This is a genomic window from Flavobacterium stagni (genome assembly GCF_004122105.1).
Lineage (GTDB): Bacteria > Bacteroidota > Bacteroidia > Flavobacteriales > Flavobacteriaceae > Flavobacterium > Flavobacterium stagni.
Genome location: NZ_SBKN01000001.1, coordinates 460051 through 478006 on the forward strand (window position 1 = coordinate 460051; position 17956 = coordinate 478006).

A 17956-nucleotide genomic window follows, 5' to 3' on the forward strand; every position below is an offset into this window, starting at 1 on the left:
CTTTCGCCCAAAAAAAATATGCAGTATTGGACCAAATTACCCGACAGCGAACGCAAAGCCAAAATCCAAAAGGCACTGGCCGCCAACATCAACTTTAGCGAAGATATTACTTTAGGATTTCCCGCGTCTCATTTGGATTCCAAAGTGTTTTATGACGCACCGTTTCTGAATGATGCGCCGGTTTTACAAACTTTTGTAGCCAATCCCAATCATATCGGTTGCCATACTTTAGGCGACTCAGAACACGTATTCCAAGGTACCCAAGAACTGGAACGCGAAGTGCTGAACGTGTTGGCCGTCGATATTTTTAAAGCCGAACCCCAACAATTTGACGGCTATATTTCTCCTGGCGGCACCGAAGCCAATATTCAAGCACTTTGGATGTACCGCAACTATTTTAAACAGCAATGCGGCGCACTTTCCCATGAAATCGTAATCATTTGTTCCACCGACACCCATTATTCCATTCCAAAAGGCGCCAACCTATTGCAATTGGATTTACTGCAAATTCCAGTTGATTTTGAAACACGACAAATCGACGCTACACTGTTAGACATTCAATTACAAAAAGCCCGCGAAAACGGAAAAAAATACGCCATCGTAGTCAGCAATATGGGCACTACGCTTTTTGGAAGCATCGATAATCCCACTGTGTATGCCGAGGCTTTGGAAAAATGGGGATTCCAATTCAAACTGCATTTGGATGGCGCGTACGGCGGATTTGTTTACCCGTTCAGTCAGCCCGATTCCGAACTCCATTTTGGAAATCCCTTGGTGAGTTCGATCACCGTTGATGCGCACAAAATGTTGCAAGCTCCTTATGGTACGGGTATATTTTTATGCCGCAAAGGACTCATTGAAAATGTATTGACCGAAGATGCCCAATACGTAGAAGGCATGGACTTGACCTTGTGCGGGAGTCGCAGCGGCGCCAATGCCATTGCCGTGTGGATGATTTTATTCACTTACGGTCCACACCAATGGTTTGAAAAAATTAGTGTCTTACAAATGCGCACCCGATTTCTATGTCAGCAATTGGATACTTTGGACATTCCGTATTACCGTCATCCCGATATGAATATTGTAACGATGAAAGCAAGTGCAATCCCCGAAGAAATTGCCCATCGCTTTCATTTGGTTCCCGACACCCATTTTGGCGAACCGCTTTGGTATAAAATCGTCGTGATGGATCATGTAGAAGTTAGTCATTTAACTACCTTTACAGAAGAATTGAAGTTGCACGTACATGCTTAAAAAAGAATTACGAACGGTATACAAAGCCCAACGCAAGGCATTGAACGAAGAAGAAATCGAATTCAAAAGCTTGCAAATTGCCAACCAATTGGTGCGTTTACCCCTTTGGGATTACGTGTACTACCATTTGTTTTTAACGATTGAAAGCCAAAAGGAAATTCAGACTGAGTTTATTTTACAAATCTTATTTGGAAAAGATAAAGAAGTGGTGCTCTCCAAAAGCAATTTTGAAACGGGCACGCTTACCCATTATTTATTGACCGACAATACCAAACTGCGCAAAAATGCGTACGATATTCCCGAACCGGTAGACGGCATCGAAGTTCCCGAAACCAAATTGGATGTGGTTTTCATCCCTTTATTGGCTTTTGATGAAAAAGGAAATCGGGTGGGCTATGGCAAAGGCTTTTACGATCGGTTTTTGGCCAAATGCCGACCAGAAACGGTAAAAATAGGTTTGTCATTTTTTGAAGCAACACCTGAAATAACCGATGTTTCCCCAGATGATATTCGATTGGATTGGTGTGTTACACCCGAAAAAGTTTATTCGTTTTCGGCAGCGGCTTCTTCATGATGCTCATCTTCCCAATGGGTTATGGACACATTGGATTGAACGGGAGCATGGGCAAACGCGCGTTTGTTAAAGACAATTAATATACCGACTCCTGTTGAAATAGCGACATCGGCCACATTGAAAATGGCATTGAAAAAAGTAATTTCTTTTCCGCCCCAAATTGGCACCCAAGAAGGCAACATATAATTTTCAATAATGGGGAAGTAAAACATGTCCACTACTTTACCGTGGAACCACGTTCCGTAGGGATTATCGGAATTAAAAGTAGCCAAGTGGCTGATACTATCGTCAAAGAAAACGCCATAAAAAACGGAATCAATAATATTACCCAAAGCTCCGGCAAAGATCAAACTGATGGCAACAATCAAAAAATTGTTTTTGTTCTTTTTAATGGAATCCCACAACCAATAGGCAATTACGCCCACCGCTCCAATACGGAAAACGGTTAAAATAAGTTTACCATAGGCCCCCGGAATTACGGTTCCCCAAGCCATTCCTTCATTTTCAATGAAATAAATTTTAAACCAACTCAAGACATCGTGTTTTTCACCGAGTATAAAATTGGTTTTAATATAAATCTTAGAAAATTGGTCAATAACCAATAACAGAAAGATAATTAGCGCGGCATTTCTTAATTTCATAGAGCTTTGCGTGTATTGAAAGTGTTGGTTTGCTGTTTTTTGCGGGGCAAAAGTAAGTCATTTTTTAAGAAAAACGCCCCTAAAAGGAGCGTTTGACTATAAAAAAGGTACAGATTAGCGTTGCATATTTTTTGCTTCGATACTCATCGTTGCGTGGGGTACGATTTTCAAACGTTCTTTAGAAATCAATTTCCCCGTTACTTTACATATACCGTAGGTTTTATTTTCCACACGGAACAAAGCATTTTTTAAATCGCGAATAAACTTCTCTTGACGAATGGCCAATTGCGAGTTCGCTTCTTTACTCATGGTCTCACTTCCTTCTTCAAACGCTTTAAACGTTGGTGAAGTATCGTCAGTACCGTTATTTAAATCATTCATATACGCACTTTTGATCAATTCAAGATCGGCTTGTGCTTTTTCAATTTTCTTTAAGATTATTTCTTTGAATTCTGCTAAATCAGCATCTGAATATCTCAATTTTTCTTCTACCATAATTATTCCTATTTTGAGATTAATATCTTAGTTTTTATGTCATCGAACTCAATTTCTGTGCCTTTATCCAACGTATCGGTAAAAATCAATGCTTCGGTTAAGGTTTCTGAACATACGTAATTTTCGTTGTTTCGGATGGCCTGTTCCAAAGCTCCGTTGCGTTGTAACTCGACTTTAATTTTATCAGTTACTTCAAACCCGGAGTCCTTACGAATATTTTGGATTCGGTTAACCAATTCGCGGGCGATTCCTTCTTCTTTTAATTCCTCGGTTAAAGTTATGTCTAACGCGACTGTTATTCCGTTTGCGTTAGCCACTAACCACCCAGGGATGTCTTGCGAAGTAATCTCTACGTCTTGGGTTGTTAAAGTTATAGTATTTCCTGAAATTTCAATAACCAATTCCCCATTGGCATCGATGGCATTGATTTGTTCTTGACTAAAGTCTTGTATCGCTTTGGAAATCAATCCCATATCTTTACCAAATCGCGGTCCGAGGGTCTTGAAATTGGGCTTAATTTGTTTCACCAACACCCCTGAAGCATCGTCTAATAACGCCACTTCTTTGACGTTTACTTCGGATTTTATCAAATCGGAAACCGCCTCAATTTCTGCTTTAAAAGTAGCGTCAAGTACTGGAATCATTACTCTTTGCAAGGGTTGACGCACTTTAATCATCTCTTTCTTACGCAGTGATAATACTAAGGAAGAAACGGTTTGTGCCTTTAACATTTTGCGCTCTAGTGATTTATCAACAAATTTTTCAACAAATTCAGGGAAATTTGCTAAGTGAACACTAGTAAATTCGGGGCTTCCCGTCGCATTGACCAAGTCGCGGTACAACTGATCCATGAAGAAGGGTGCCACTGGAGCCGACAATTTTGCCACAGTTACCAAACAAGTATATAACGTTTGATAGGCTGCAATCTTATCTGTTCCGTATTCACCTTTCCAAAAACGACGACGGCATAAACGTACATACCAGTTACTTAAGTTCTCTTGAACGAAATCAGATATCGCTCGTGCAGCTTTGGTCGGTTCATAATCGGCATACGCTTCATCCACGGTTTGGATTAACGTATGCAATTCAGAAAGAATCCAACGGTCAATCTCAGGACGCTCGTGTAACGGCACTTCGGCTTCTTGGTTGGTAAACCCATCGATATTCGCATACAACGCAAAGAACGAATAGGTATTATATAATGTTCCAAAGAACTTACGGCGCACTTCTGCAACGCCTTCAATGTCAAATTTTAAGTTGTCCCAAGGATTCGCATTGGAAATCATGTACCAACGTGTTGCATCCGGACCGTATTCTTTCAATGTTTCAAACGGATCTACGGCATTGCCCAATCGTTTGGACATTTTTTGACCGTTTTTGTCCAATACCAAGCCGTTGGATACAACATTTTTATAGGCTATTTTGTCAAACACCAAAGTACCAATAGCATGTAAGGTATAAAACCAGCCACGGGTTTGGTCCACACCTTCTGCAATAAAATCCGCAGGGAAGGCTTCGTTGTTGTCAATGAACGCTTTATTTTCAAACGGATAATGCCATTGTGCATACGGCATGGCACCCGAATCAAACCACACGTCAATCAAATCGGATTCCCGTTTCATGGCTTTCCCTGAAGATGCCACCAAAACGATGTTATCTACAATGTTTTTATGCAAGTCCACCAAATCATAATTGGCTTCGTCCATATTCCCGATTTCAAATCCGCGGTAGGGATTCTCGGACATTACCCCAGCAGCCACCGCTTTTTCAATTTCGTTGTACAACTGTTCGACCGAACCGATACAGATTTCTTCGGTTTTGTCTTCCGTACGCCAAATCGGCAACGGAATTCCCCAATAGCGGGAACGCGACAAGTTCCAGTCGTTGGCATTTTTCAACCAATTCCCAAAACGGCCTTCTCCTGTAGCTTTGGGCTTCCAGTTGATGGTATCGTTTAGGTCAAACATACGGTCTTTGACTTCTGTAATTTTGATAAACCACGAATCTAACGGATAGTAAAGAATCGGTTTATCGGTGCGCCAACAGTGGGGATAACTGTGTACGTATTTCTCCACTTTGAAGGCTTTATTTTCTTCTTTTAAACGAATGGCGATTTCCACATCTACCGATTTCTCGGGGGCTTCGCCTTCGTTGTAATATTCATTCTTCACATATTTGCCCGACAAATCACCCAAACCTTGGATAAATCGTCCTTGCAAATCCACCAACGGCACAGGATTTCCTGCTTCGTCCAACACCAACATAGGCGGAACTTCAGGTGTAGCTTCTTTCGCTACTTTAGCATCATCTGCACCAAAGGTTGGGGCGGTATGTACGATACCCGTTCCGTCTTCTGTGGTCACAAAATCACCCGAAATCACGCGGAAAGCATTTTCTGGCGATTGATACGGTAATACATACGGTAACAGTTGTTCGTAACGAATCCCTACCAAATCAGCGCCTTTTGCTTCGGCAATCACGGCATAAGGGATCTTCTTATCTTCCGATTTGTAGTTAGTAAAATCGGCTTCACTTTCCGCTGCTGCATATTTTCCACCAAAAACTTTATTTAGCAAGGGTTTGGCCAAAATCACTTGGATGGGTTCGAACGTATATTGGTTAAATGATTTTACCAAAACATAATCGATTTTTGGCCCGACAGTCAACGCGGTATTCGAAGGCAACGTCCAGGGTGTTGTCGTCCAGGCCAAGAAATGAATGTCTCCGAAACCTTGTAAGAAGGTCGGCAAACTATCAGCGACCGCTTTAAATTGTGCTACAATCGTAGTATCGGTCACATCGCGGTAAGTACCGGGTTGGTTTACTTCATGAGAGGATAAACCCGTTCCTGCTTTGGGCGAATACGGTTGGATGGTATAGCCTTTGTACAACAAGTCTTTGTTATAGATTTGTTGCAACAACCACCAAACGGTCTCCATGTATTTGGATTTGTAGGTTACATACGGATCGTTCATATCGACCCAATAACCCATTTTTTCTGTCAAATCATTCCACACATCGGTATAGCGCATAACGGTGCGTTTACACGCTTCGTTATATTCAGTTACGGAAATGGTTTTCCCGATATCTTCTTTGGTAATACCCAATTCTTTTTCGGTACCTAATTCAACGGGTAAACCGTGGGTATCCCAACCCGCTTTTCGTTTTACTTGGTAGCCTTTTTGGGTTTTATAACGACAAAAAATATCTTTAATCGCACGCGCCATCACGTGGTGAATTCCGGGCAAACCGTTGGCTGAAGGTGGCCCTTCAAAAAACACATACGGGGTAGCTCCTTCACGTGACGTTACACTTTGCTCAAAGACATTATTTTCTTTCCAAAATCGAAGCACTTCGTCAGCCACTACAGGCAAGTCAAGTCCTTTGTATTCAGTAAATTTTGTACTCATTTTGTCGTATTCTTAAATCAGTTTGCGAAAGTAATGAAAATTGCTTTACGAGGATACAATTTGGGCGAAACTGCGCCGACTTTTAGCAATAATTTAAGGAGGGAAAGGAGAAATTGTGAAAAATATATTTTGGGGCTGCTGAGTTACTGAGATTCTTAGCTGATGATATCCATAGACAATGAAACTACGCAAACACTTCCCGAAGTACATCCAACGATTTGGGTTTTTTGAAGCCGTCGAGGTGGATGGAGTAGAAATCGAGAAGGATTTTTAGTAAAATGGAGCGTTCAGTGCTGGTGAAGACTTTTCCGGGATTCTCGATGTTTTGTTCCATGAGTTTGCGCCAAAGCACTGTTTCATGTTCGCTCAAACAACTCACCCCTTGAAACGGCACGAATACACCTTCAGTCAATTCAAAAAAGGGGTCGGTGGTATTGTCGCGTTCGGGATAAAAGCCGAGGTATTTGGTTACTTCCAGCAATAAAATCAAATGGAAATTGGCAATGTCATCATGGGCATCAAGCCAAAGTAAGGCCGATTCGAGCAAATCAAACAGTGGAGCGTTTTTCGCCTCTTCGCGAATGCTATGATGGAGCATTTCGGAGAGAAAAATTACAATCGTACTTTTGACAACATCCATCGGAATGGATTGGTAAGCCGCGGCGAGTTTGATTTCACGAAAATGTTCGAGAGTCCCTTTGTTCTTGTGCACTGCTTCAATTTCGAGTAAAGTCAAAGGTTGGAAATAGGCAATTTTTTGATTGGATTTTTTACCCGAATAGGCACTTGGCACGAAGTAGGATTTGAGTCCGTCACTTTGGGTAAAGCACTTCACGATCAGACTTTTTTCCTGATACTTGAGGGTTGATAAGACGATGGCTTTGGTTTTAACGAGCATGGTTTATCGAATGATCATCACCTTACGAACCGCAGTTTCAATCCCATCCTCACCCGAGATAAAAATCATGTAGACACCCGAGGCCACGCGGTATTTCCCAAAAGCGGTGGTATCCCATTCGATTGTTCCTCCGGAAGCTGTGGTTTCATACACTAAATTCCCTTCAATATCCGTGATTTTCACAATGGCTTTGTCAGTGAGTTCGGCTATTTTAACCGTGCCTGTATATTCGGGGCGAACGGGATTGGGGTACACATACACGCCCGCCAAATCATCACTGGGTTTTGTCGCCGTTCCTTTATAGGAAATCAATCCTTTTTCGGTAGCAAAAAACACTTCGCCAGTGGTGCCGTCAATTTCGATATCGGCTACGTTATTGCTGGGCAGTGGTGAATTTTCTTTGGTAAAATGATAAATGGTTTCTTGACCATTTGCAGACACCAAATACACACCAGAATCGGCAATGGAGACCCATTTACGATTGGCTCCATCCACACAAATGTCCAATATCACTTGTTCGTAAAACAACTCTTGTGCGAGTTCGACCCCATCAATTACCTCGTTAATAATAATAGCTTTGGACTGAATATTGTCCGCATTGATAAAGGTATCTGCAGAAGAAATCGTACGGAGTCCTCGCGCGGTACCAATCCACACTTGATTGCGGTTATCTATAGCTACGCAGCGCACGTCCATGCTAGGGAGATTTCCTTCTGTTCCGGTTTTGACCAACAAACACTTGTTGTTATAATTCTCATTAAAAATAATCAACCCATTTGCTCGATAGGACGGAATCCATTTGGTGTCGTTTTTATCAATTTGAATTTGCCCATAACGTTCGAAAAAAGGCTCGGTTAAAACGGTATTTAAATCAAACGATTGCCATTGTCCGCCTGACTTCAACACTTTAATTCCTTTATCGACATAGGCATTGGTCATCCATAAATTTCCTTTGGAATCGTATTTTAAACCGTTGATGCGGATATCTACATAGGTTGGATCAGGAGGAGAAAGGACTAACGACTCCAAGCCATTAGTACCTGTATTGGTTTGATTGTACAAAACCGTAGGTACCATGTCTTCCAATTTTAATACTCCTGAAAAATAGGAACTGATATAGGCTTCACTGGTGTTTTTCGGATTGACGGCTACAGAGGATAAACTTCGGGCGTTAAAGATATCGGTAGTCGGGATTTTAGACCAACCCAAGTCTTTTGTAAAATAATTAATAGGAAGTAAATACGGTTGATAGGGCGGTGTCGGACTGTACGGGTTGTAAGTAAAATTAAATTTACCGTAAGTCACAAACAATTTATCATCTGTTTTTAGTAATCGAAAAGGTTGGTTGGAATCAGGGCCCGATGGTTTTAATACTTGCAAGTTAATCGAACTCATACCTGTTTCTAACAATCCGACTTCATTGGTTGCAATGTACAATTGATCACTAGCCACAATAGCGGCATTAAAAGTGACCGGCTCTGCGGTATATTGTGATGTATTTACAAGGGTTTCTAAAGTATTTCCTGCATTTAAAACCACCACTTTTTGAGCGGTTGTAATCACGGTGTAGTTATCCACAACGCGAAAATCGACCGCAGCTTGACCCAAAGTATACACCGGATTAAATCCAGTACCGTTGGAAGTGTAAATGATATTGTTGGTATTGCAAAGCATTAATTGATTTTGTTTGGCTTGAATTCCGAGCCAGTTCCCACTGTCAAAGACTTGCCACTGGTTGAAATCAATCAAAAACGGATTGGTAACTGCGGCACTTTTGATTCCGTTGGAATCGGTTGCAGCATAAATAAATCCATTGTAAACTGTGGTTTGGTAGACTTTCACTTGTGCACCTCCGTTACCGATGTAATAGGTATCTCCAAATTCCATTTGATCCAAATCAAAAACGGAAATTCCATAATCACAGGCGATATACACTTTGCCGTCATATTCGTTAAAATGATTGATTTTTTTGACTGAAGCAGGCACAGGCACTTCGGTAAGAATCCCATTTTTGTAGGCTACTTTTCCGTCTTTATCAACTACTAAAAGTAAGCCATTATCATTTCCAACTAAAAGCACTTGATACGCTTCACTATAATGAATAGTAGTAATGTTATCGGCTTTGAGTCCGTTAATGGTAGTAATGGTTTCTAAAAATCCGTCGGTTGGTTTTTGAAAGAAAACTGCATTTTCAGAAGCGGCATACACTGTGCTGCTTTTGCGGGTTACGTCTTTTAAGGAATTGAAAGAGAAATAGCCTTGCCACAGCCGATTGGTTTGGGCATGTGTCATTTGCAAACAAAGGACGAAGCAAAAAAGGACTATTTTTTTCATGTAACGAACTACCACGTTTAGGTAACGCAATATTACGTAAAATCATATGGACGGCATAAAAAAACCTTCTCTCGGAGGGAGAGAAGGTTGGATTTATTTGAAAAGAAGTGCGATTATACGACTCCTTGACCTAACATAGCATCGGCTACTTTAACGAAACCTGCGATGTTTGCACCACGAACGTAGTCTACATATCCAGTTTCATCTTTACCGTATTTCACACAAGCTTCGTGAATATCACTCATGATTTTGTGTAAACGTTGGTCTACTTCTTCGCGAGTCCAGCTTAAACGCAATGAGTTTTGCGACATCTCTAATCCCGATGTAGCTACACCTCCTGCATTAGAAGCTTTTCCAGGTGCGAATAAGATTTTAGCTTCCAAGAATGCTTCAACTGCCTCTGGAGTAGAAGGCATGTTTGCTCCCTCTGCTACACAGATACAACCATTTGCAATCAATTGTTTAGCTTCATCCCCGTTTAACTCATTTTGAGTGGCACAAGGTAAAGCGATATCACATTTTACTTCCCATGGACGTTTACCTGCTACGAATGTTGCGTTTGGATATTTCGCTACGTACTCGTTGATACGACCGTAACGAACATTTTTAATTTCCATGATGAACGCTAATTTCTCAGCATCGATACCGTCAGCATCGTAGATATATCCTGATGAATCTGAAGCCGTAACTACTTTTCCACCCAATTGTGTTGCTTTTTCAATGGCATATTGCGCTACGTTTCCAGAACCCGAAACGACAACTGTTTTTCCAGTAAAGCTTTCGCCACGTGTAGCCAACATATTTTGGGCAAAGTATACATCTCCATATCCTGTAGCTTCAGGACGGATTAATGAACCTCCGAAAGTGATTCCTTTTCCAGTTAACACTCCGGTAAACTCGTTGCGTAATTTTTTGTATTGACCAAACATATAACCTACTTCACGACCTCCTACTCCGATATCACCCGCAGGAACGTCTGTATCGGCACCAATATGGCGAGAAAGTTCTGTCATAAATGCCTGACAAAAACGCATAATTTCGTTATCTGACTTTCCTTTTGGATCAAAATCAGAACCACCTTTACCTCCACCCATTGGAAGTGTTGTCAAACTGTTTTTGAATACTTGTTCGAAAGCCAAGAATTTAAGGATACTTAAGTTTACAGAAGGGTGGAAACGAATCCCTCCTTTGTAAGGTCCGATAGCGGAGTTCATTTGGATACGGTACCCACGGTTTACTTGTGTATTCCCTTGGTCGTCAATCCAACACACGCGGAACATAATCACACGCTCTGGCTCAACCATACGCTCTAAAAGCATCTTGTTTTGGTATTTTGCATTTTGTTCAATGAAAGGAATTACGGTCTCCGCTACTTCCTTTACTGCCTGCATGAACTCAGGCTCATTCGCATTTCTTTTGGCAACTTCGGCTAAGAAATTGTTGATTGCTTGTGACATAATATTTTAGTTTGTTAAAGAAAACGTTTTCGTTTTTATTCCGACAAATATACATTTTATTAAAATATGGGGGTTGTTTTTTTTAAATCCTCATAATTTTTATGAGAACGCTAAGAAATTCGAAAGAACATTGACTTTTTACAGTCCTTTTAAAACATTTTATGCTTTTTTTCGTATATAAAGAAGTATTTTTTTATTTTGTTTTACAAGTGAATGATGTTTTTATATATTTGTCGGGAATTGAAAAAACACGTATGAGGATGTCTAAGTATTTTATTCTGACCTCTTTGCTGTTGCTAGGTTTTACCAACCGTATGGCAGCACAATTTGGCTTTTCCCACGAGATTGGAGGAATCTTCGGTCCGGTGGCGTTCCAATCGGATTATGGTGAAAGACACGATTTTTCCACGAATGCTGGGAATACAGGATTTAGTATTGGATTGATCCATTACTTAAACTTTTCTTACCGTGCGGAATGTAACTGTTACACGCCGGAAACGTATTTCAATGACCACTTCAAACTACGCAGTGAATTATCCTACAATAAAACCAAACTACAACATTTTGGTCAATGGGTGGATGCAAAGAAAAATTCATTAATTGCGAATCAATTGCGTGCAATGCGAGGTAGTACAGCTGTGACAAACATCGGTATGCAATTGGAATTCTATCCACTTAGCATTCGTGATTTTACAGCAACACCAGGAGCGTGGGCACCTTTCTTAGGTTTAGGTGCACAATTCAGTTTTTTCAAACCAACCGCTTATTCTACTTTAGGTGATGGACTAGGAGAATTGACAACGGTAACCCCAATAAAATATATGGATGCATTTGATACCCGTGGGGGTACAACTTGGTCCATCGTGTCCAGTGTTGGTACACGTTATAAATTAAATGAAATGTCTGACTTGATGTTGGAATTGCGTTGGCAGTATTACTTCTCCAACTGGGTAGACGGTTTGAGTCCGGACCCACGTATTTACACTGAGAATAAAGCCAACGACTGGAATTTAATGTTGAACTTCGGTTATATTTATTACTTACAATAGGATTATTAATTCCAAAAAAATAAAGCTCCGTATATCGGAGCTTTATTTTTTTATAGTTGTTTCTAATTATCGAAATGCTTGTTCCAAATCGGCCAACAAATCATCGATATCTTCTACTCCTACACTCAAACGAACTAAGTCATCAGAGATACCGCCTTCTTTGCGCTTGTCTTCTGGAATTGACGCGTGTGTCATTAAGGCTGGATGGTTAGCTAAGGATTCTACGCCACCCAAAGATTCCGCTAAAGTAAATACTTTCACTTTCTCTAAGAAAGCAATTGCATCTTCGCCTTTACCGGATTTAAACGTAAACGACACCATACCGCCAAAACCACTCATTTGTTTTTTGGCAATAGCATGGAATGGATGGTCGGGTAATCCCGGATAGAATACTTTATCAACTGCAGGGTGATTGCTTAAAAACTCCGCTACCTTCATTCCGTTTTCGCAATGACGTTGTACCCGTAAATGCAAGGTTTTGATCCCGCGCAACACCAAATAACTGTCCATGGGGCCGAGCGTTCCTCCAGTAGCAAACTGTTTGAAATGCAATTCGTCACCCAAATCTTTGTCCTTGATAATTAGAGCTCCCGCAATCACGTCGCTGTGACCACCTAAATATTTAGTAGCCGAATGCATCACGATATCAGCACCTAAATCCAAAGGCTTTTGTAAATACGGCGTTGCAAACGTATTGTCTACTGCAAAAAGGATGTTGTGTTTTTTAGTGATTTTAGCGATTTCAGCAATATCGGCCAATTTCATTAACGGGTTCGTTGGTGTTTCTACCCAAACCAATTTTGTATTCTCGTTGATTAACGCTTGGAATCCCTCCAAATCATTCATGTCCACAAAGTGAAACTTGATGCCGCTGTCTTTGTACAAACGGGTGAACAAACGATAGGTACCGCCGTAAAGGTCATCCATCGCAATAATTTCGTCACCGGCTTTAAAGAGTCGCAACAAACAGTCGGTTGCCGCTAAACCGGAAGCAAAGGCTAAACCACGCGCGCCGTTTTCGATCGATGCTAAGGCATCTTCTAACGCTTGACGGGTAGGATTGGCCGCACGGCTGTATTCGTAATCGCCTACGGGTTTGCCCGGACTCACTTGGGCATAAGTAGAAGTTTGAAACACTGGAGTCATTACCGCTCCTGTAACTTCTTCATGGTGTTGACCACCGTGTATTACTTTGGTATTAAATTTCATTTTCGTTAAAAATTAGAATACAAAGGTATTAACTTCATCGGAATTATTTAATTTGCAGGTTTTACTTCTATAACTAGTTCATTTCAAAATCCCTTTTTGTGCATCTATGAAAAAAATATTGTTGGTTGAAGATGAAGTTCATGTTGTCTCGTTCATAAAGAAGGGATTGTCCGAAGAAGGCTTTGAAGTATCCGTGGCTTTTGATGGAAATTCGGGATTACAATTGGCCCTCACCAATACATTTGACCTGATTATATTGGACATAATGTTGCCTGAATTGAATGGATTAGAAGTTTGTAAAGCTATTCGCAAAGAAAATACCCAAATTCCCATACTCTTTCTAACCGCCCTTGGGACTTCTGAAAACATTGTCTTAGGACTAGAAAATGGAGCGGATGATTATTTGGTAAAACCCTTTAAATTCATCGAACTTGTCGCGCGTATAAAGAATCTTTTGCGCCGTCTAGAAGGAACGGCAAAAACGAATAAAAGTGGAATTATTGACCCAACATTATACAGTTTTGGCCCTCTTGAAATTAATGACTCCACAAAAAAAGTAGTCTGTAATGGTGAAGAAATCACCTTCACTACCACTGAGTATAAGTTACTCCTGTATTTTATACAAAATCAAACTCGGGTACTTTCGCGTCAGCAAATTCTTGAAGCTGTTTGGGGTGTTGACTTTGATCTAGGCACCAATGTGGTTGATGTCTATGTAAATTACTTGCGAAAAAAAATAGATGGCCCAGCCCAAGAAAAACTCATCCATACGGTTATTGGAATGGGGTATGTATTACGTGAATCCAATTCTTAGCCTATGATCAAGCGACCCACTGGAACCATCACCTTGTTTATGATGCCCTTTGTTACCCTCATTGGGTTATTTAGTGTATTTATCTATTACACCGTTTCTAGTTATTCTGAAAGTTATTTATTTCAGCTTTTAGAAGCGCGTGCGCACAAGGTTGCTCGTGAAAACTTAGACGAATTATCCAGTAAACGGTCAGCCCCTTTTCAATCCAATTTATCGGAAAAATTACCCCATGAAAAGGACTATTTTATTCCTGTGAATGCTCAATTAAATACGACTGTTGAATCTACTAAAATTGGGGTGCGCCCTGAATTCTTAACAGAAGTTATTCAAAAAGGTGCGGCTGAAGAAGTCACGCTTCGTTATCTATATAAGGGGATAGTGCATGATACGCCTCATGGCCAATACATTGTCATCACAGCAGGTGAAAACTTCTTTGAAAAAAACCACACTGAGACCCTTTTTAAAACCTTGTTTTTTACGCTGGGTGCCGCCTTCTTATTGCTGTTGTATATCGCCGTTTTTTATTCTAAAAATATTTACAAACCCATCTCTTCAATTATTGAAAAAGTAAAGAATGTGGGGTCTGAGAACCTACATCTTCGTTTGGATGAAACCAATTCTAACCAAGAACTCAATGCCCTCACGCAAACGTTTAACGACATGTTGGACCGTATTGAGACCTCTTTTGAAACCCAAAATAACTTTATCAGTAATGCCTCTCATGAATTGCGAACGCCTCTTACAGCTATTATTGGTGAAGCCGATGTGGCTTTAGCGAAACCGCGTAAATTGGAAGATTATGTCGATTCGTTAAAAATTATTTTACATCAAGCCGAAAAATTAGACGACAAAACCAAGGCCTTGTTGTTTTTGGCTCAAACTGGATTTAGTGGTAAAACGATGAAATTTGAAAAAGTCCGGATTGACCAACTTTTATGGGACGTTAAAGAAACCTTGGAACGTTTGAATAGTAAAAACAAGATTTTTTTGGACACCGAATTATTGCCCGACAACCCGCTTAAACTTAAAGTTAATGGTAACGTACAACTCTTGCATCTTGCCTTTAGTAACATTTTGAGTAACGGCTGTAAATATTCCGATTTCAACACCGTTTTCCTTTCCATAGGTGCTTCTGATGACAATGTATATATTGCTATTAAAGATACGGGGATTGGGATTCCTGAAAACGAAATTAAATACATCTATGATCCATTCTTTAGAGCTTCCAACACCAAAAACTATGAAGGGTATGGAATCGGACTCCCTTTAACGCGAAATATTATTCGGATGCACCATGGTAAGTTGGTCGTTTCTTCAACTGAAAACGAAGGAACTTTGGTACAAATCACATTGCCTTCATGGAAACCAAATGCTTAAAATCGTTCTAATTTCCTACTTTTCTAATCTCATTTTAATATATGCGTTTAATTCTAATTGCATTCTAATTTCAGCTTAAGGTCGTTCTAATAGTCTACCTCTACTTTTGGTAAAAAAAGAAAACCAAGTAGATATGAAAAAGACCCTTTTGCTTCCTACCGATTTCTCATTGAAGTCGTTGCAACTGTTAAAATCGGTACTTCAAGCCCATAAATCAATCGAAGACTACCGTATTCTAATGGTTCATGGTTTCTATCCTAGCGATTCTATTCGTGATTTGCTTTTCTTCTCCAAAGCAAAGCAAATTGATGAATTAACAACTCCCGAGTTTCGTGAAGGATTTAAAATTCTTCAAAACAAATTTAATTTACACGATCAAGACATCCAACTGGATTTATTTTCGGGGATAAATCGCAATGCCTTTCAACAGTATTTGGAGGTGAATGAAATAGAAAAAGTTTACCTCAATCAGGGTTCATTCCAGGCAATACATTCTCAAAGTTTTGATCTCACACCATACGTTTTGAAATCGAAAGTTCCTTTTACCTGGGTTGAATTAGAACCCAATATGCGGGAAAGTGAAGGTAAAATTGCTTCCATCTTGTTGCATTCTGCTACTATCAATTAACCAATGAAAACATTAGCGCGTTATAGTATGATTTTAGGACTGAGTGTACTACTCATAGTTATACTTGCGTGCCAAGCAACCAATCCTGAAAACTTGATGGAAGGGAAATGGAAAGAATGTCGGTGGGAATATGAACGGAGTGATTTACAACTTTCTGTGAAGCAATCCTCCGAAACGGTTAAAGCAATTGCAGGGGAAAATCTCATGATTCATAAAGCAGAACAGTGGTGCTTTTATCCCAATGGACTTTTGCGATTACATGGAGCATCGTATACACGTGATTTGCATTGGGCGATTAAAGGGCGTGGAAATATCCTCGAGCTCAAATACGGGACTATCATTGAACATTATCAATTGTCGCAACTAACCCCAAAAAAACTAGTTCTCAATTTTGAAACAGAAACCCAAATGCGTGGTATTGCACGCCTGACCTTTGAACGAATTTAATCATGCTAAGAAAATACAGTTCGAGTCGCACCCATAGCGACAATCTAAAATTAGGTTCGCTCTCTGCTTTTGCAGCGGGAATGGTCAATATTGGCTCTCTGTTACTATTTTTCTCTTTTAGTTCCAATATTACCGGACACTATGCTATTTTGGCCTCCGAAATTGTGAAAGGAAATTACTACCAAATTGGAGTGGTTCTTACTTGGTTATTCTTATTCTTTCTTGGGAGTTTTGTTGCAAATTTATCCGTCATTCACCTCAGCCCAAAAAATCGCTATTGGGCGCATGCCCTTCCGCTGCTGTTGGAAATTATTTGCCTATTATCCGTTGGATTGTATGGTGAATTTTTATACAAAGAAACGCTTATAGAAACCGAGGTTTTACTCTCTATAATGCTTTTTGCTATGGGACTACAGAACGGACTTACAGCCAGTATTTCCAATTTTTCTGTAAAAACAACCCATCTCACGGGAACTACAACAGACTTAGGAATTCTATTTTCTCTTTTTACCAAAAAAGAATACCGCAACCAAAAAATATTACAAGAAAAAGCGGTTTTGTTACTCACAATTACCTCCTCCTATATGTTAGGAGCCTTAAGCTCCGGACTTGCGTATACTGTTTTGGGGTTCCGTATTTTTCATTTAGTCAGTTTGGTATTGATTGCGATTATCGCTTATGATGGGTCAAAGCTGTATGTCAAACAGTTTTGGCGCAAACGGAATCTCAAAAACGGTGTACCTCCAAGAAATTCACTGATTACACTCGAAACGAAGAAAGAACGTTCGATTGCTTCTTAGTTAAGTTTTATTGCTCAAATCCCGATTATAGTCGGGATTTTTGTTTTACACCAATTTCTTCAAATACATCAACATACCAAAGTGAATACCTTCGTGCAAAGCGTTGAAGGTTACAGCATCTTGGAAGGTCGCCAAGTGAAAGCCGGTTTGGGACTGGTATTCGTTGAATGTAGTGAACTTACCCGCTTGCCAATCTTGCTTGAATTGTTCGACTGTAGAAAGCAATAACGCTTTGATTTCATCCACCTCTTCTTGGGTCGCGTTACCATCAGGACGGGAACCGTTTTGGTACTTCACCACCATATCTTGGGAAATGTTGATGGGTAAATTGGATAAGGTGTACATCAATTTTTGTTGAGAAACAATAATATGTCCCGCTTGCCAAATCATGTTGTTGGACAAGCCCTGAGGGATAGTATTCAGTTGGTCAAGGGTATACGACTCAAGAAATTTAAGATACAATTTACGACTGGTTTCCCAGGTTTTTAGAAAGGATTCCATAAGGCTATATTTTTCTTACGAAGATAAAGTTTTTACTGTTTTAAATTTTGAATGCTAAATGATAAAAT

16 protein-coding genes are annotated in these 17956 nt (G+C 40.2%); 8 read left to right on the forward strand and 8 right to left on the reverse strand.

All coding sequences use genetic code 11. The features are described from left to right. Nucleotides 1-18: 18 nt before the first annotated feature. Both EQG61_RS02005 and EQG61_RS02010 read left to right on the forward strand, forming a co-directional pair. Nucleotides 19-1254, forward strand: a complete 1236-nt coding sequence (locus EQG61_RS02005; RefSeq protein ID WP_129460214.1) for a pyridoxal phosphate-dependent decarboxylase family protein — start codon at nt 19-21, stop codon at nt 1252-1254. Further along, entirely contained in the window at nt 1247-1828 is a 582-nt protein-coding gene (locus EQG61_RS02010; RefSeq protein WP_129460215.1) for a 5-formyltetrahydrofolate cyclo-ligase, read from the forward strand. Before EQG61_RS02005 ends, EQG61_RS02010 begins: the two co-directional genes overlap by 8 nt. Here EQG61_RS02010 and EQG61_RS02015 read toward each other — a convergent pair. The 6 genes from EQG61_RS02015 to gdhA all read right to left on the reverse strand — a co-directional run bounded on the left by EQG61_RS02015 (nt 1798) and on the right by gdhA (nt 11063). Continuing rightward, a complete protein-coding gene (locus tag EQG61_RS02015; protein WP_129460216.1) occupies nt 1798-2469 on the reverse strand; it encodes a lipoprotein signal peptidase in 672 nt (223 codons plus the stop codon). The genes EQG61_RS02010 and EQG61_RS02015 overlap by 31 nt on opposite strands. A 114-nt stretch (nt 2470-2583) precedes the next feature. Then, nucleotides 2584-2964, reverse strand: a complete 381-nt coding sequence (locus EQG61_RS02020; protein ID WP_129460217.1) for a TraR/DksA family transcriptional regulator — start codon at nt 2962-2964, stop codon at nt 2584-2586. An 8-nt stretch (nt 2965-2972) separates the two neighbouring features. Beyond that, on the reverse strand, nt 2973-6374 hold the full coding sequence (gene ileS / locus EQG61_RS02025; RefSeq protein ID WP_129460218.1) for an isoleucine--tRNA ligase: 3402 nt from the start codon (nt 6372-6374) through the stop codon (nt 2973-2975). A gap of 184 nt (nt 6375-6558) precedes the next feature. After that, nucleotides 6559-7272, reverse strand: coding sequence for a DNA repair protein RecO (recO, locus tag EQG61_RS02030; protein WP_129460219.1), 714 nt, complete (start codon nt 7270-7272; stop codon nt 6559-6561). Nucleotides 7273-7275: 3 nt separating this feature from the next. Then, nucleotides 7276-9606, reverse strand: coding sequence for a type IX secretion system anionic LPS delivery protein PorZ (porZ, locus tag EQG61_RS02035; protein ID WP_129460220.1), 2331 nt, complete (start codon nt 9604-9606; stop codon nt 7276-7278). Nucleotides 9607-9719: 113 nt separating this feature from the next. Next, a complete protein-coding gene (gdhA, locus tag EQG61_RS02040) occupies nt 9720-11063 on the reverse strand; it encodes an NADP-specific glutamate dehydrogenase (protein ID WP_129460221.1) in 1344 nt (447 codons plus the stop codon). A gap of 260 nt (nt 11064-11323) precedes the next feature. Between gdhA and EQG61_RS02045 the strand changes: the two genes are divergently transcribed. Beyond that, nucleotides 11324-12112, forward strand: a complete 789-nt coding sequence (locus EQG61_RS02045) for a THC0290_0291 family protein (RefSeq protein WP_129460222.1) — start codon at nt 11324-11326, stop codon at nt 12110-12112. 66 nt (nt 12113-12178) lie between these two features. Here the strand turns inward: EQG61_RS02045 and EQG61_RS02050 are convergent, their stop codons facing one another. After that, entirely contained in the window at nt 12179-13321 is a 1143-nt protein-coding gene (locus tag EQG61_RS02050) for a cystathionine gamma-synthase (protein WP_129460223.1), read from the reverse strand. Between the two features lie 106 nt (nt 13322-13427). On the opposite strand from EQG61_RS02050, the gene EQG61_RS02055 reads away from it, so the two are divergent. From EQG61_RS02055 to EQG61_RS02075, 5 genes are all read left to right on the forward strand, one after another. Beyond that, nucleotides 13428-14135: a response regulator transcription factor gene (locus EQG61_RS02055; protein ID WP_129460224.1), complete on the forward strand. Its 708-nt coding sequence runs from the start codon at nt 13428-13430 to the stop codon at nt 14133-14135. 3 nt (nt 14136-14138) lie between these two features. Then, nucleotides 14139-15512, forward strand: a complete 1374-nt coding sequence (locus EQG61_RS02060) for a HAMP domain-containing sensor histidine kinase (RefSeq protein WP_129460225.1) — start codon at nt 14139-14141, stop codon at nt 15510-15512. A gap of 133 nt (nt 15513-15645) precedes the next feature. Further along, nucleotides 15646-16140, forward strand: coding sequence for a hypothetical protein (locus EQG61_RS02065; RefSeq protein WP_129460226.1), 495 nt, complete (start codon nt 15646-15648; stop codon nt 16138-16140). Between the two features lie 3 nt (nt 16141-16143). Continuing rightward, complete coding sequence (locus EQG61_RS02070) at nt 16144-16587, forward strand: hypothetical protein (RefSeq protein ID WP_129460227.1); 444 nt, start codon at nt 16144-16146, stop codon at nt 16585-16587. A gap of 2 nt (nt 16588-16589) precedes the next feature. Continuing rightward, nucleotides 16590-17387, forward strand: a complete 798-nt coding sequence (locus EQG61_RS02075; protein WP_129460228.1) for a YoaK family protein — start codon at nt 16590-16592, stop codon at nt 17385-17387. A 45-nt stretch (nt 17388-17432) separates the two neighbouring features. Here EQG61_RS02075 and EQG61_RS02080 read toward each other — a convergent pair whose 3' ends face one another. Next, nucleotides 17433-17888, reverse strand: a complete 456-nt coding sequence (locus tag EQG61_RS02080) for a DinB family protein (protein ID WP_129460229.1) — start codon at nt 17886-17888, stop codon at nt 17433-17435. Nucleotides 17889-17956 lie beyond the last annotated feature (68 nt).